Raw genomic sequence first — 17,417 nt, forward strand, 5'->3', positions numbered from 1 at the left:
TTAGAAAATTTGAAGCTTATTCCCGCATCTTGACATCAAATATCCTATATTGGTTGCCGCCGTTGGCCTTTGCCTTGTACATGGCCATATCAGCATCGCGCAAAATGTCGTCCATTTGATTGTATCCAGCTATACTCATAACGATGCCAATGCTGGCTCCACTTTCGACCATGTCGCCCTTTAATTCATACGGAAGCATCAGACTTGTTTGTATTCGTTGAGCAACGATCTTCACATCTTTCTCTGTAGAAGCTTCTTCAAGCAAGATAGCAAACTCGTCGCCCCCCATACGTGCGACTGTATCAATATCTCGAGTCGATAATCTCAGGCGATCAGCGACCTGTTTCAGCAGATGATCGCCAGCCTCGTGTCCCAAACTATCGTTGATATCTTTGAACTTATTTAGATCAAGATACATCACTGCGCAAAGACTGTCGGGATTTCGCTTGCTCCAGGCGCATGCATGTTCCAGTCGACTGAAGAATAATCTGCGATTTGGCAGGTCTGTGAGTGGATCATGAAGGGCCTCATGAGTTAATTTTTCTTCTGCAAAAGCTCGTCTTTTGATTTCTTCCTTTAGTAACTGGCGCTCCAACTCCAATTCAGCCGCTTGTTTGCGCATTCGATCATTGTGATGCCTCATGTCTCTCACTGAACCAATCCCAATGCTTACCAGCGTGAATGTACTGATTCCGAGAAGGTGTGTGGTCAGTTGGTTATAGGGACTTTGGATTATGTTGAAAAGGAATAAGTTGGTTGGTATAGAAATCAATAAGTACAAGAAGCCACCCCTTACTCCCAGAAGTACTCCGAACACTGCTGCTGGTATCACATTTATTGCCGCAGCGTTCAGAGCCAGAGATGGAGAGAGAGCTAAAAAAAGCACGGCATACAGGACCATGCTGCTTACAGAGATAAGAAGGCGTGAACCAATCTGTTTTGAGATGTGCATAGCAAAGAGTATTTCGCAATTCTAACATCTGGTCGGCAAAAGAAACTTACTGGAGCACCCCTGGTGTTTGGCGATCTGTTCCAGTTAATTGCTTGTAGCCAGATGTTCGTGGCGAATTACCTAGGCACGGCCATAAATTAAAATTAGCTAAAAAATTATGGTCTGGCACTGAGGGTACCTAAAATCTATTTTTATTTTATGGAACATAATGCCTTCAAAGTGAGTTATACGATCTGAGTAGCTATGAAAATCAAAAAGATTGCAAAGATACTGTTGGGAACGCTTCTAGTCGTTGGCCTGTGCGCTGGGGCCTATGCCCTCTACGACCGCGGACGACCCGCGCCGGTACCAATGAAGAAAACCCTGTATGAAGGCGTTGTATATCGCCGCATTGTGCGATTCGTACCACGCCCCATGATCGCGCATATTATCATCATTGATCGTTCGAGTAGTAATGCCAAGTTTCTTGTCACGCCATCGAACCTAAAAGGGGACTACCCCTTGAAGGCAAGGACCACTTCCCAGTTTCTAAACGACTATGGGTTACAAATTGCCATCAATGGCGATGGATTTATCCCTTGGTGGTCGCGTAGCCCGCTAGACTATTATCCGCATGTGGATGACCTAGTTATACCGCTGGGCTTCACAGCTTCCAAAGGGAAAATCTATTCTTATGGCCAGCCAGAAACACCCGGCGTTGAACCAACGCTGTACATTAGCCGTCAACATTACCCGTCATTCAATATCCGCCCTGATAATATCTGGTTCGCGATTTCAGGCGATAGGATGCTGATTGACAGAGGGGAAATAGAAGATGGCTTGGATAACAGTGAACTTGACCCGCGCACTGCAATTGGTATCAATCAAAACGGACGGTATGTATACCTCGCTGTTGTGGATGGACGTCAGCCTTTTTACAGTGACGGCGCGACATTTCTCGAGTTGGCTGAATTGTTGAAAAAGCAGGGGGCTTATTTCGCAATGGCTTTGGATGGAGGCGGTTCGTCCACGATGGTGATCGAGGGCGAGAATGGCGAACCCCTCATTTTGAATTCCCCGATCGATAATTACATCCCTGGCCGTGAGAGGCCGGTGGCGAATCATTTGGGTGTGTTTATAAAATAACACGTAGGGACAGGCAGCTGCCTGTCCCTACGTGTGGAATTAAAATGCGATCTCCCCGATCTGCTCAAAATTGACGTTGAACAATTCTTCCGCTTCCATCTCCACTTCGGCCTGATCTGCATCTCCCGCACGGACTCCTCTGTCGCAGTAGGATCTGTAGGGGCAGTAACTGCATTTCGTGGCGTCATCAGTGAGCGGGTAGAAAGAGGCGGAGTGAATTTCATCCGCAAGTTTAAGTAATGCGTCCCAATCCCGTTTATATTGCGCGGACGTGTACGTGAATCGCGCGGGTTCGTTGGGGAAGTCTGCGAACCAATAGACCATTTCCACTTGCTCTGGTTCGAAGGCTTGACCGTTGTTGAGATGTGCCGCCGCATGTACAAGCAGTGCGCGATAGACACGCGTTTGCATGCGCGCGGAGAGAAATTCGTTGCGTGGACGTTTGCGGTAGGTCTTCCAATCGTAGATGGTGGCTTTGCCATTTTCGATGGCGATGAGATCGTACTTGGCAAGAAGACGATAGTTGCCGAGCGGGGCGGATAAAGTCGCTTCGGACAGGAGACTTCCGAAGTTTTTAAAACTTCGGAAGTTTGGATTAGCCGCGAAATTCTCCCACCACCTTTGCAGGTTGACTGTATTTGCAAGCTTTGCGATTTGTTCTGTAGGAATGCCGATCAAATATTGTTGTACAAGACGATGAAAATATTCTCCCTCTTGTTGGTGTTTCTCGTTCTCAAGTGTCGGCTCGGACTCAATAGCAGGATACGATAGCCTTTCGACATACCGCAATTGGAAGCGGCGCGGGCAGTCCACGTAATCTTGCAGTGAGGATTGAGAGAGGGTGGTGAGTTGAGTAGGCATTGATTGAATTATAGCATTTCGATTTGCCTGTATAATGTTTGAAATTCTAACTCCCGGGGAAGCCCATGACCGTAACTCGTAAACTCAAAGTGTTTCTTTGCCATGCGTCACAAGATAAGCCTGCCGTTCGCAAGCTGTATGCACGCCTCAACTCTGAACCGTGGATTGATCCATGGCTGGATGAAGAACGACTCTTACCCGGTATGGATTGGGATTTGGAGATCCAAAAGGCCTTGCGCGAAGCGGATATGATCATCGTGTGTCTCTCGAGTGAATCGGTTGCCAAAGAGGGATATGTGCAAAGGGAGTTCAAACGTGCGTTGAGCTATGCGGAAGAGAAGCCCGATGGCACGATCTACATCATTCCGCTGCGGCTGAATGAATGTACGCCTCCAACCAAGTTTCAGCAATGGCAGTGGGTGGACTATTTCGCAGATGGTTCCGATGGCAAATTGTTCAAGTCCCTGCGCTTGCGAGCGGAGAAGTTGGGTGTGGACTTTCCAAAATCTGTGAGCGAACCATCAGCGCCAATGTCAAAACCTGTCATTGTTGAATCGGAGCCTTCCAGCTTCACCTCGGGCGGACGTCCATTCTTTACCTTTGGTGGCATGGACTTTGTCAAAGTCAAAGGCGGGGATTTTTACATGGGTTCCGACGATGTCGAATTTGCCAGCCCGCAACATCTCATCTATCAATTGGATTATGATTTTTATATCGGGCGCTACCCTGTCACAAATCAAGAATACTCGCTATATGTGCGTGATACGGGAAGTCCGATTGTGATGAAGAAAGATATGGCTAGGCATCCTGTTTCGAACGTCTCATTTGTTGATGCACATGGATTTGTGGCCTGGCTCAATAAAAAACAAGCAGATGACCTGCCGACAGGATATGTGTTCCGTTTGCCGTCTGAAGCAGAGTGGGAGAAGGCTGCACGTGGTGAAGAAGGGAATGAATTCCCATGGGGGAACCGTTTTGATCCGCGACGATGTAACTCTCTCGAAAGTGGTGTAGGCGGGACAACGCCGGTTGGTGCATATTCTCCGCAAGGGGATAGCGCCTTCGGCGCGGCCGATATGGCTGGCAATGTTTGGGAATGGACGAGAAGCTTATCGCGAGGTTATCCATACACTTTTGGCGATGAGCGCGAAAGCGATGTCGTGCTTGGCTCATCTCATTATGTCTTACGGGGTGGGTCATTTAAAAGCGACAAGGAGTTTGTTCGTTGTGTCGTTCGCACAGCACAATATCCGCCATATAAAGATATTGATTTTGGCTTTCGGGTTGCGATTTGCCCTGTAAAGTAGTGAAAAACCTCTGAGTTGTCAATTCCTCAGAGGTTTTCATTTGCCAACTACTTTCTATTTCTTTTTCCCATTCCCGTTCGTGTGCTTTTCCTTTGCCGCCTTGATGAGACCCGCAAACAACGGATGTGGCTTCATCGGGCGTGACAAAAACTCAGGGTGGAATTGGCTCGCCACCATGAAGGGATGATCCTTGATCTCGGCGATCTCTACCAGCTTGCCATCCGGCGACATGCCAGAGAAGATCATGCCTCCCTTTTCAAAATCTTCTTTGTACTTGTTATTGAACTCAAAGCGATGACGGTGACGTTCTTGAACCAGTTCCGTACCATAGGCATCCGCGGCCTTTGAGCCTGTTTGTAATTCACAAGGATACAACCCAAGCCGCATTGTCCCACCCATATCGGTGATGTCACGTTGATCGAGCATCAGATCAATGACCGGGTATTCCGTGCTTCGGTCGAACTCTGCTGAGTTGGCATCTTCGTGATTTAGCACGCCACGCGCAAAGTCAATGCACATGGTCTGCATGCCCAAGCACAGACCGAGATACGGCACCTTGTGCTCACGTGCATATCGTGCCGCCAGCACTTTCCCTTCGATGCCACGTGACCCGAATCCGCCGGGGACGAGGATTGCATCAGCACCTTGAACAGTTTCCCAGCCTTTGTCTTTTTCCAGGTCGGCGGAATGTACCCAGCCGATCTCCACTTCCACTTCATTGGCAAGCGCGGCATGTTTTAGCGCCTCACGCACGGACATGTACGCATCTTGTAACTCAACATACTTCCCAACCAATGCTACTTTGACCGTTGGTTTTTCCTTCCGTACACGTTCCACTAATTTTTCCCATGCCTTCATATCAGGTTTACTGGTTGCCTTCATGTTCAACTTTTCAACCAGATAATCGCCAACGCCTGCGCGTTCCAATAACAACGGGACTTCATACAACACGTCGCTTGTCACCATGGGAACAACGGCTTCTTTGTCCACATCGCAGAATGTAGCGATCTTGTCGCACAGTTCACGGTCTATTGGGTAATCTGAACGAGCAATGATCATGTTGGGAGAAATACCGATGGAACGAAGCGCCGCCACCGAATGTTGTGTGGGTTTGGTCTTGATCTCACCGGTCGCGCCGATGTAGGGGAGCCATGTCACATGGATGAAGTACACGTTTTCGCGTCCGACCTCGTTACGTAACTGCCTCAATGCTTCGAGAAATGGCTGTGACTCGATATCGCCCACCGTCCCGCCGATCTCGACGATCACAACATCTGCCTCGGTCTCTTTACCGATGGATGCTACACGTCTCTTGATCTCATTGGTGATATGAGGAATAACTTGAATCGTGCCTCCGAGAAAATCACCGCGACGTTCCTTGCTGATGATCTCTGCATAGATCTGTCCGCTGGTGAAATTGCTGGAACGGCTGAGGCGTATGTCAATGAATCTTTCGTAGTGCCCAAGATCAAGGTCCGTTTCTGCGCCGTCATCAAGGACGTACACCTCTCCATGTTGGTATGGGCTCATTGTGCCCGGATCCACATTGATATAGGGGTCCAGTTTTTGCACGGCCACTTTGAAGCCGCGCTCTTTGAGAAGAAGTCCTGTTGCGGCAGCAGTCACGCCCTTGCCAACTGATGAAACAACTCCGCCCGTATAGAATAAATATTTTGTCGTCATACACTTCCTTTCATGAAATACCCCTCTTCTTTAGGAGAGGGGTAGTCTGGGGGTTAAATTAGATGGGGAGGGCGTTGAAGCCCTCCCCATCGGGGAATACTTGGTGTGAAAGTCGTTGACCGTGACGTTGGTTCATCCGACCAGTTTAGTGAGATCTTCGGCCGCACGCCGCATCTCAAGGAAGATCATGCCTAGTTTGGCATCCTGGCGAGCCAAGGCTGTCAATACAGCTTCATCACCGACCGAGGTCAAAACAATAGCACCGGCGTCACCTTTGATATAAACCTGCTCAAGCCCGGCGCGCCCTAATTCGTTGGAAATACGCTCTCCGAGGGAGAGCATCGCGGCCGACATGGCCGATACGCGGTCTTCCTCCACGCCCTGTTGCAGGGCAGATGCCATAATCAAGCCGTCTACAGAAACAACAGCTGAAGCTTCAATGTCGGGTGCGGCGGCCTGCATGCTGCGCAGGCGCTCCACCATTTGGTCAGAGCGGGATTTGGACATAATGTATCTCCTGAGTGCGTAGTCCCGTTATAAGCGGGGAAGTCTGCCAAAGTTTACCATACTTCAAAATGCAAGAGAATAGCACCGTATATATCGTGAACCATTTGTAAAGAACTTGTTATTCAAGTGTATCTGCTTCCCTAAATTTGACCGTCCTAATGCTTCATGTTAGACCTATTGAAGTCTCTAACTTAAAAAGACGGTATTCAAGCGGCTTGCCTCCTAGCCGACAAGTAATAGTTGCGATGCCGTTTATTACTGTGACTTTTGTCTGTAATATCTCTAACCATCGCCTTTTATCTTCAAAAGTGGGATTCTCCAACCCTACCGCGACGGCTTCGCGGAATTCCAGCAGGTTATCTATATTGCGGTCTGTAAGTTCGTAGGATAGGGCTTCCTCTAATCTCACGTTGTGGGTGGTCAATGCCTGATACCGTCTGTTGACTTCGTCGGCTTGTTGCTCCAACTTTGCGAAGATAATCCCCTTTGCTTTTGGCATTGCCAGCGCAATCGCATCAGCTTCTTTTTCGGTGTCTTTTAATAAGGCTTGTACATGCCGTAATTCCATTTTAAAGCAGGGGGATGTTTGGAATAACTATCAACATCCACGACCTCCACTACGCCGGCAGTCTCCTCGCGGCGAATCAAATCCCCGTCAGGGTCCAGCCGCGGGCATGGAGGGCAGGGTCAATCAATTTGGCGCGTGTGTCAGCTTCTGAGAGGGCATGATGATTCCTGGTGGGTTAGGTTAAGTATACCGAGTTTTAGTCTAAAGAGATGAAACCTGGAAGATGTAACCAATTTGTGACATCTGATACCTTGTAATCAGTAATTTATCTTGCTTATAATATTTGTGTAATTATCTAATCAGATAATGCAATTTTATCAGGGAGGGACACTCTTTCTCCCCAAGGGAGTTTCCAGAGATGATTATAAAAAATAAGTTTCAAAAACTGATAACGATTACCTTAATATTTAATATGTTGTTCTCAGCCATCCAGCCTGTTACTGTATCCGCCCAGAGCGGTGATGGTATCAGGCGCCAATTCAATGCACAAAGTAGTCGGGTCAGTTTCATAGGTCCAGAAAGTGGACGCGTGCTTTCGGCTTCCAGAATTTTGGGTGCGTTTGCTCGTCCTCAAGATCCGGGCAGGGCTTTGGTAAATAAATTTGCTCCTGAATTTGGGGTCACGAATCCTGCACGCGATCTGTCTGAGATGAAATCTGTCCGCGCTGAGGATGGGCGTCTGACTGTTCGTTACCAACAAGAATATAACGGAATTCCAGTGATGGGCGGGGAATTGATCGTGAACACGAATGACAAGGGCGACTTGTATTCGATGAACGGAGAGGTATCGCCCAATCTTTCGCTTCTAACCGACCCGGTGATCGATGCGTCGCAAGCGACAGAAACCGCTCTTGGAGCGATGGCAAAATGGTATCAGGCATCTCCCGAAGAATTTGTTGTTTCTGAACCCGAGTTGTGGGTCTTTGATGAGAGTCTATTACAGCCAAGCACCCGACCTGTGGAACTTGTCTGGCGTATGGAGATCACGCCGATTGATGAAGGCATGCCTGTGCGCGAACTGGTGTTGGTCAATGCGCAGCGAGGCAACATTAGCTTGCACTTCAATCAGGTGGATACGTCTTGGAAACTCACGGGAAGTTCAGGGAAAAGCCAAGATCTCGACCCAACGCCGACTCCTTTACCTCCTGAAACTACATTCCCAACGGAAACATCCATTCCTTCTGAGGACCCTGTTCTCACGGAAACACCGATCCCTTCTGAAACATCCATCCCCACAGAAACCCTGACGGCGACGGTCGCTGTCCTTCCAACAGAAGAGATCTCCACCCGAGAAACCCCCATAAACGAAGTGACAGCTACTGGTGGTGCCCCCTGGTATGTAGCAACCACAGGCGATGATTTGAACTCTTGCTCTACCTCTGCCTTGCCCTGTGCAACAATACAAGCGGCCATCAATAAAGCAGCAGCGGATGATATTATCGTGGTAGCGGCCGGAACATATACTCCTGTGACCATTTCCAAAAGCCTGACACTTTCCGGGGGCTGGGACGTTACATTTACTTCACAGTCCAGGCACTCTTTCATACAGGGCAGTGATACTGTAGATGGTATTTCTACAAGTGGTACGGTTGTATCCATTACAAGATTTGTCGTTCAAAAAAGTAAATTCGGTATTTATCACAACGGGGGCACGTTAAGCTTCGAGCAGGGAGGTCTGATCAATAACAAAAATGGGATTTACAATTACAATGGAGATACAACCTTCGTTAACACAACCATCAGCGGACACCAGAGCACTAGTCCAGCCGGAAGTGCTATTAGCAATGTCCATGGGTTGATTCAAATACAGTCGTCAACAATCACAGGTAATGGGGGTAGTCAGGCGATTCGGAGTACAAACAGCAACGCCCACATTGAGATAGAAAACAGTATTCTAGCGGGAAATGCCGAAGTGGACTGTTACGTTTCGAGCGGCAACATGACATCCACGGGATATAACATTTTTGGCCGTTCGCCTGCCTGCTTTGGTGTTTTTGTGCCACATCCCACTGACCGGCTTGGGGTCGATCCCCAGTTATCCACATTGCTACCGTTGGGCTATCATCCTATTGCCTCCACCAGTCCGGCGGTGGATCATGCTGATCCTGCCTCCTGCCCCGCCACCGATCAACGTAGCATCACGCGTCCACAAGGCGCGGCTTGCGACATTGGCGCGTTTGAGTATATGGCTCCAGGGTTAGCCGCTTTCCTTGGAATTGTATCGGGATCGGATCAACATTCCGGTCCATCCCTGCCTTTCCAATTTCCCTTGGCTGTCTATGTGACGGATGCCTTCGGCAATCCAATCAGCGGAGCGACGGTCACCTTCACCGCGCCTGTCTCCGGTCCAGGTGGGACGTTCGAGGATACACAAAACAGCATTACCGTTGCAACTACCAATGACAATGGGATTGCCACATCCTCAATGTTCACTGCCAATTCCCAGATCGGCAGCTACAACGTTGTAGCGACAACCCCCGGCTTACCTGGATCGGTGAGCTTTGCACTGACAAATGCTGTCTGGTTCGTTTCTCCCACCGGGAATGATGCAAATTCCTGCAGTGTGCCTGCTGCTCCATGTCTTACAATTAACAAAGCAGTCACGAAAGCGGTCAATGGGGATGCCATTCAAATTGCAGTGGGAACCTATGCACCGGCAAGCATCTCCAAAAGTCTGACCCTCCAGGGCGGCTGGGATAGCGCCTTCACTTCTCAGAACGGATACTCAATTGTGCAGGGCAGCGCGACTGCGGATGGCATCACAACCAGTGGCACCTATGTCTCTATTTCAAGATTTGTCGTTCAAAACAGTAAATTTGGTATTTATCACAACGGAGGTACATTAAGCTTCGAGCAGGGAGGTCTGATCAATAACAAGAATGGGATATATAACTCCAGTGGAGATACAAGCTTCACGAACACGACCATCAGCGGCAATCAGAGCAGCAGTATATCTGGCAGTGCCATTATTGCAAACGGCATCGGAGCGGTTCGTATTCAATATTCAACGATTACCAATAATACCGGTAGTTATGCGATTTACAACACCAGTAGCAACGCCCCCATTGAGATTGGGAACAGTATTCTGGCAGGAAATGCCAGCGGAGACTGTTATATCGGAAGCAACATCATGACATCCACGGGTCATAATATTTTTGGTCGCTTCCCAGTCTGTTCCAGTTCATCCAGTGTTGTCCCAGATTCTACCGATCAGGTTGGAGTGGATCCTCAGCTCTCGCCATTGCTACCATTGGGCTATCATCCTATTGCCTCCACCAGTCCGGCGGTGGGTCATGCTGACCCTGCCTCCTGCCCCGCTACCGATCAACGTGGCATCACGCGTCCACAAGGCGCGGCTTGCGACATTGGCGCGTTTGAGTATATGGCTCCAGGGTTAGCCGCTTTCCTTGGAATTGTATCGGGATCGGATCAACATTCCGGTCCATCCCTGCCTTTCCAATTTCCCTTGGCTGTCTATGTGACGGATGCCTTCGGCAATCCAATCAGCGGAGCGACGGTCACCTTCACCGCGCCTGCCTCCGGTCCAGGTGGGACCTTCGATGATACACAAAACAACATTACCGTTGCAACTACCAATGACAATGGGATTGCCACACCCTCAATGTTCACTGCCAATTCCCAGATCGGCAGCTACAACGTTGTAGCGACAACCCCCGGCTTACCTGGATCGGTGAGCTTTGCACTGACAAATGCTGTCTGGTTCGTTTCTCCCACCGGGAATGATGCAAATTCCTGCAGTGTGCTGCTGCTCCATGTCTTACAATTAACAAAGCAGTCACGAAAGCGGTCAATGGGGATGCCATTCAAATTGCAGTGGGAGCCTATGCACCGGCAAGTATTTACAAAAGCCTGACCCTTCAGGGCGGCTGGGATAGCACCTTTACATCGCAGACTGGTTACTCGATCGTCCAAGGCAGCGCAACTGCGGATGGCATCACGACCAGTGGCACCTATGTCTCTATTTCAAGATTTGTTGTTCAAAACAGTAAATTTGGTATTTATCACAACGGAGGTACATTAAGCTTCGAGCAGGGAGGTCTGATCAATAACAAGAATGGGATATATAACTCCAGTGGAGATACAAGCTTCACGAACACGACCATCAGCGGCAATCAAGGTGGCAGCTATGTCGGCAGTGCCATCAGTAATGTCCATGGGATAGTCCACATTCAATACACGACCATAACAAGCAATGCTGGTTCCTACGCGATTCACAACATTAATAGTGATTCATATATTGAAATTGGAAACAGTATTCTAGCGGGAAATGGTCCTGGAGATTGTGATGTCGAAAGCACACATATGACATCCACGGGTCATAATATTTTTGGGAATTCACCTGTCTGTTCCGACCCATCTAGTTTTATCCCAGATTCTACCGATCAGGTTGGAGTGGATCCTGAGTTGTTACCCTTATTTGCGTTGGGCTATCATCCTATTGCCTCCACCAGTCCGGCGGTGGATCATGCTGATCCTGCCTCCTGCCCCGCCACCGATCAACGTGGCACCACGCGTCCACAAGGCGCGGCTTGCGACATTGGCGCGTTTGAATATATGGCTCCAGGGTCAGCCGCTTTCCTTGGAATTGTATCGGGATCGGATCAACATTCCGGTCCATCCCTGCCTTTCCAATTTCCCTTGGTTGTCTATGTGACGGATAACACCGGAAGTCCGGTCAGCGGAGTAACTGTCATATTTACGGCACCTACCTCCGGTCCAGGTGGGACGTTCGAGGATACACAAAACAGCATTACCGTTGCAACTACCAATGACAATGGGATTGCCACATCCTCAATGTTCACTGCCAATTCCCAGATCGGCAGCTACAACGTTGTAGCGACATCCCCTGGCTTATCTGGATCGGTGAGCTTTGCACTGGCGAATGTCGCCTGGTTCGTTGCTCCCACCGGGAATGATTCAAATTCCTGCAGTGTGCCTGCTGCTCCATGTCTTACGATTAACAAAGCAGTCACGAAAGCCGCCGACGGAGATACCATCCGGATAGCGGTGGGAACCTATGCACCGGCAAGTATTTACAAGATCCTGACCCTCCAGGGTGGCTGGGATAGCACCTTCACTTCTCAGAACGGATACTCAATTGTGCAGGGCAGCGCGACTGCGGATGGCATCACGACCAGTGGTGCCAATGTCTCCATTTCAAAATTCATCGTTCAAAACAGCAAGTATGGTGTTTATAACAGCGCAGTCACCTTAAGGTTTGAACAAGGTGCCCTGCTCAACAACAAGGTTGGATTCTACAATTATGCCACTGGAAATGCGCTTCTTATAAACACGACCATCAGCGGCAACCAGAGCAGTGGTATCCCTGGCAGTGCTATTAGCAATCGATCTGGAATAGTTCGCATTCAATATTCCACACTTGCCAACAATGGTGGCAGTTATGCGGTCTACGGTGACAATAGCAGCACTGTCTCGATTGAAATCGGGAACAGCATTCTGGCGGGAAATAGCGTTGGAGATTGTTACGTCGAAAATTCGAAAATGATTTCCATGGGGCATAACATTTTTGGCCGCTATCCGGCTTGTGTCAGCGTATCTAGTTTTGCACCGGATCCCAGCGATCTGGTAGATGTGGATCCCGGGCTCTCTCCCTTGCTGTCCTTTGGGTATCATGTCCTCGCCTCCACCAGTCTGGCAGTGAATCGGGCGGATCCAGCCACCTGCCCCGCCACCGATCAACGCGGCGTTACACGTCCAACAGGAGCCGCCTGCGATATCGGAGCGGTCGAATATACAGCTCCCGGGCCAGCTATCTCCCTGGGAGTTCTGTCGGGATCGAATCAGCATACAGCCCCGTCTCTGCCCTTCCGTCAGCCGTTTACTGTCTTTCTCGTCGATGCTGGCGGCAATCCGGTCCCTGGAGCAGCCGTCACCTTCACGGCGCCTGCCTCTGGGCCAAGTGGTACGTTTGCGGATACGCAGAACAATACCACTATTGTAACGACCAATGAAAACGGGATTGCCACTTCCTCGCCATTTACTGCCAACTCACAGATGGGCAGCTACAACGTTACTGTTTCTGTCTCCAGCGTGGCAGGGGCAGTGAACTTTAGCCTGACGAATGTCGCCTGGTTCGTTGCCTCCACAGGGAACGATACCAATTCCTGTAGTTTGCCGACCGCTCCATGCCTCACTCTCGAAAGTGCGATGGCGAAAGCTGGAACCGGAGATCCTATCCTGATTGCGGCTGAAATGTATCCGCCAACGGTTATCTCCAAAAGCTTGACGCTCTTGGGCGGCTGGGACAGCACCTTTAGCGCACAGACCGGTTATTCGACCATTCAGGGTAATCCAACTTCGAATGGTCTTTCAGTAAGTGGTGCCGATGTCTATATTTCAAGATTTATTATTCAAAAAAGTAAATTCGGTATTTATCACGAGAATTCAGGCACCCTGCACTTTGACCAGGGCGCATCCATCAACAACAACAATGGCATTTACAACTATTCTGGAACTTCAATTATTTCGAACACGACAATTAGCGGTAACCATGCCGGAGACACAGATGGCTATGTCTATTCTGGCAGTGCCATTAGTCTTATCGAGGGAACAGTCAGAATTCAATATTCCACGATCACAAACAATGGCGGAACAGAGGCAATTTCGATTGCGAACCCCTACAAAGGAAATCTTGAAATCGGGAACAGCATTCTGGCTGGCAATCCCCGCGGTGACTGCAACGGAGAAAAACGCACCATGTCATCCCTGGGCCACAATCTATTCGGTTCTGTTCCCGTCTGCCGAGATTCCAGTTATCCCTTTATCCCTGCCGGGACGGATCGGGTAGGTGTAGACCCCCAATTGCTGCCTTTATTCACAAGCGGTTTCCATCCACTCTTGAACAGCAGTCCAGCAATTGATGCAGGGGATTCATTCCAATGTCCGCCTGTCGATCAACGTGGGGGTATACGCCCGGCAGGGGAGGGTTGCGATATTGGTGCTATTGAATATTCCGCGACGGGTACAACTCCTCAGTACATTATTGCCTATGAAGGATCTCCTCAACTACTTGTGACTAACGGCGCGGCATTGTCTAGATTAATCGTCCTAGTTTTGGATGAAGATGGTAACAGCATTCAAGGAGAGCCAGTCACGTTTACTGCTCCGTATCAGGGAGCGAGTGCGATATTTACAGATACAGGCACAAACATTTCTACAGCCGTGACAGATGTAAATGGGTTTGCGACTTCGGCTGCGTTTTCGGCCAACAGCATTGGTGGTAGATATTCTATTGTAGCCACAGTGAATGGTGTGAGCATGCCTGCCAGCTTCATCCTAGGCAATTCAACTCTTGCCATAGATACTAAAATTCAAACCTATACGGCAAATAACTACATCAGTCTGCCAGGTACGTTCCTATGCAATCAATCCAAGCCTGGTTGCACAAATGGGTTTGACGGACATGCAGATGCTGCGCATGAATTTGCGACAGGGACCTACTCCTTATATGCGATCGAACATTCCCGGAACAGTATCAACAACGCTGGAATGACAATTATCTCAAGTGTTCATTACAGTGATGCGTATGCAAATGCTGCGTGGAATGGTTCACAAATGGTCTATGGAGACACCTACGATTTTCCTCTGGCAGATGACGTTGTGGCTCATGAACTAACGCACGGTGTCACACAATATGAATCCGACCTTTTCTATTACTATCAATCTGGCGCCATCAATGAATCCTTTTCGGATTTGTGGGGAGAATACTATGACCAAACCAATGGAAAAGGAAATGATACGAGTGCAGTTAAATGGCTGATAGGTGAGGATGTTCTCGATCTGGGCGCTCTTCGTAATATGAGTGATCCGACTGTCTATGGCGATCCAGATCAGATGACCAGCAGCAATTACTATATAGACACAAGTGACAATGGTGGCGTTCATTCCAACAGTGGTATTAATAACAAAGCTGTTTTCTTGATGGTCGAAGGGGGGAGTTTCAATGGGAAGACAGTGGCGGCGATTGGCTGGGACAAGACGATTGCCATTTATTATGAGGTGAATACCCACCTGCTTTCCTCTGGGTCAGATTACTCAGATTTGTACTATGCAATCCAGCAGGCTTGCTCGGACTTGATTGGTCAAAAGGGGATCACAACCGCGGATTGCTCAGAAGTAAAGAACGCCATTGACGCTGTGGAAATGAATGGGCAGCCAATCGCAAACTTCAATGCCGACGTGCCCTACTGCGATCAGGGAGGTGTCCGGGTAAATGTCTTCTCTGACGATCTGGAATCGGGAAGAGGAAATTGGACCTTCGACAATGGGGCATACCCACGCTGGCAGCTTGACTCCCCCTATGGGCGCTATGCACATTCGGGCAATCACTTCTTATTTGCCGATGATTATCCGGGCGATGTGACAGATGCAAGCGCGATACTGGTTGCTGTCACGATTCCCAACGATGTTTACTTACACTTTGCACATGCCTATGATTTTGAAGCTTATGAAGCGTCGGGGTATTACGATGATGGCGGTGTGCTGGAATACAGTGTTGATGGCGGTGCAACATGGCACGACGCTGAGTCTTTGATCGATTTTAACGGCTATAAAGGCACAATTCGTACCAGTCCAGCAGGAAATCCTTTGCAGGGACGGTCTGCGTTTGTGGGCTCCAGTCATGGCTATATCAGTACCCGCTTGAATCTGGCTTCCCTGGCAGGACAAACGGTTACATTCCGCTGGCGAATGGGACTCGATGCATTAGGCTATGCTTGGGGATGGTGGGTGGATGATGTCATTATCTATCAATGTATGCCTGAAGATACAGTTCCACCAAATATCTCTTCGATTCGCCGCATAGGAGCGGAATATACTTCTTTCACTGATGTGGACTTTACTGTGATTTTCTCGGAAGCCGTCACCGGTGTGGACACAACCGACTTCACCTTGACCACCACCGGTGTCACAGGCGCATCTATCACAGGCGTGAGCGGCTCTGGAAATACGTATATCGTCACAGTGAACACCGGCTCCGGCAATGGCACCATCCGTTTGGATATGGTGGATGACGACAGTATCAAAGACGCGGCGAATAATCCGCTTGGTGGGGTGGGTACAGGAAATGGAAATTTTACAGGTGGTGAGACTTACACAATCACTAAATCTGCAAATGTTGGAGTCACGATCGGGAGTAATCCGCCAAAGAACTACACCGTTGCACCAAGCGGACGTATAACAAATCGGTACGGAATCAACGGCGGACCGGTGCGAGTGAGAAGCACGAACGGGATGGCGATGTTCACGAGCCAAAGAGCGATCTACGGGAGCAGCTTCAACTCGATCGTAGGATTCCCCGCGGATCAACTGACGACCGAATACTGGTTCACCTCATTGGACGATGCGGGGATGATCACGTACCTGGTGATCGGGAACCCGAGTGAGACAGAGACAGCGGAAGTGGATGTGTACATCGGCGGAGTGAAGAAGAACACAACACCGTACTCGATCCCGCCTGGGCAGCGAGTGTACCCGCGCTATGGGATCAATGGCGGGCCAGTGCGAGTGGTGAGCACGAACGGAGTGAGTGTGTTCACGAGCGAGAGAACGAAGTATGGGAACAGCTTCAACGAAGTGATGGGGTTCCCCTCGACCCAACTGGACACAGAGTTCTGGTTCACGAGCTATGACGATGCGGGGATGATCACGTACCTGGTGATCGGGAACCCGAGCGAGACGGAGACCGCATTGGTAGATGTGTACATCGGAGGGGTGAAGAAGAACACGACACCGTACTCGATCCTACCTGGGCAGAGAGTGTTCCCTCGGTATGGGATCAACGGAGGACCGGTACGAGTGGTGAGCACGAACGGAGTGAAGGTGTTCACGAGTGAGAGAACGAAGTATGGGAACAGCTTCAATGAAGTATTGGGATACCCGATAGCTCAAACCTCGACCGAGCTCTGGTTCACCTCATTGGATGATGCCAGCATGATCACGTACCTGGTGATCGGGAACCCGAGTGAGACAGAGACAGCGGAAGTGGATGTATACATCGGCGGGGTGAAGAAGAACACGACACCGTACTCGATCCTGCCGGGGCAGAGAGTGTTCCCGCGGTATGGGATCAACGGAGGACCAGTGCGAGTAGTGAGCACGAACGGAGTGAAGGTGTTCACGAGTGAGAGAACGAAGTACCTGAGCAGTTTCAACGAGATCCTGGGGATCCCGACAGAAGGCCTGACGACCGACTACTGGTACACTTCGTTGGATGATGTGGGGATGACCACAGAGTTGGTGATCGCCGCACCGTAAAAAAGTACGGAAGAGTTTGAGTTAGTGCACCTCACAAGGGCAGGCGTTCAAGCCTGCCCTGCTTTGTTATTACGTGACAGACTCAACCTGACCCGTTTTGGCAAAAAGTAGCGTGGCA

9 protein-coding genes are annotated in these 17,417 nt (G+C 49.5%); 4 read left to right on the forward strand and 5 right to left on the reverse strand.

Going from position 1 to position 17,417, the window contains the following annotated elements; all coding sequences use genetic code 11:
* Window positions 1-16 precede the first annotated feature (16 nt).
* Complete coding sequence (locus IPP66_15020; GenBank protein ID MBK9926585.1) at window positions 17-952, reverse strand: GGDEF domain-containing protein; 936 nt, start codon at window positions 950-952, stop codon at window positions 17-19.
* A gap of 243 nt (window positions 953-1,195) precedes the next feature.
* On the opposite strand from IPP66_15020, the gene IPP66_15025 reads away from it, so the two are divergent.
* Entirely contained in the window at window positions 1,196-2,077 is an 882-nt protein-coding gene (locus IPP66_15025) for a phosphodiester glycosidase family protein (protein ID MBK9926586.1), read from the forward strand.
* A gap of 39 nt (window positions 2,078-2,116) precedes the next feature.
* Here IPP66_15025 and IPP66_15030 read toward each other — a convergent pair whose 3' ends face one another.
* Window positions 2,117-2,938, reverse strand: a complete 822-nt coding sequence (locus tag IPP66_15030) for a PD-(D/E)XK nuclease family protein (protein MBK9926587.1) — start codon at window positions 2,936-2,938, stop codon at window positions 2,117-2,119.
* 65 nt (window positions 2,939-3,003) lie between these two features.
* Between IPP66_15030 and IPP66_15035 the strand changes: the two genes are divergently transcribed.
* On the forward strand, window positions 3,004-4,245 hold the full coding sequence (locus IPP66_15035) for an SUMF1/EgtB/PvdO family nonheme iron enzyme (GenBank protein MBK9926588.1): 1,242 nt from the start codon (window positions 3,004-3,006) through the stop codon (window positions 4,243-4,245).
* Window positions 4,246-4,299: 54 nt separating this feature from the next.
* Here the strand turns inward: IPP66_15035 and IPP66_15040 are convergent, their stop codons facing one another.
* The 3 genes from IPP66_15040 to IPP66_15050 form a co-directional block, all read right to left on the reverse strand.
* A complete protein-coding gene (locus IPP66_15040) occupies window positions 4,300-5,928 on the reverse strand; it encodes a CTP synthase (protein MBK9926589.1) in 1,629 nt (542 codons plus the stop codon).
* A gap of 132 nt (window positions 5,929-6,060) precedes the next feature.
* Window positions 6,061-6,435, reverse strand: coding sequence for a roadblock/LC7 domain-containing protein (locus tag IPP66_15045; protein ID MBK9926590.1), 375 nt, complete (start codon window positions 6,433-6,435; stop codon window positions 6,061-6,063).
* A gap of 163 nt (window positions 6,436-6,598) precedes the next feature.
* A complete protein-coding gene (locus tag IPP66_15050; protein ID MBK9926591.1) occupies window positions 6,599-7,003 on the reverse strand; it encodes a hypothetical protein in 405 nt (134 codons plus the stop codon).
* 358 nt (window positions 7,004-7,361) lie between these two features.
* Here IPP66_15050 and IPP66_15055 point away from each other — a divergent pair, with 358 nt between their 5' ends.
* Entirely contained in the window at window positions 7,362-10,877 is a 3,516-nt protein-coding gene (locus IPP66_15055; GenBank protein MBK9926592.1) for a hypothetical protein, read from the forward strand.
* A complete protein-coding gene (locus IPP66_15060; protein MBK9926593.1) occupies window positions 10,838-17,299 on the forward strand; it encodes a M4 family metallopeptidase in 6,462 nt (2,153 codons plus the stop codon). Before IPP66_15055 ends, IPP66_15060 begins: the two co-directional genes overlap by 40 nt.
* Window positions 17,300-17,417 lie beyond the last annotated feature (118 nt).

The sequence above is a fragment of the Candidatus Defluviilinea proxima genome, from assembly GCA_016721115.1.
Taxonomy (GTDB): Bacteria; Chloroflexota; Anaerolineae; order Anaerolineales; family Villigracilaceae; genus Defluviilinea; species Defluviilinea proxima.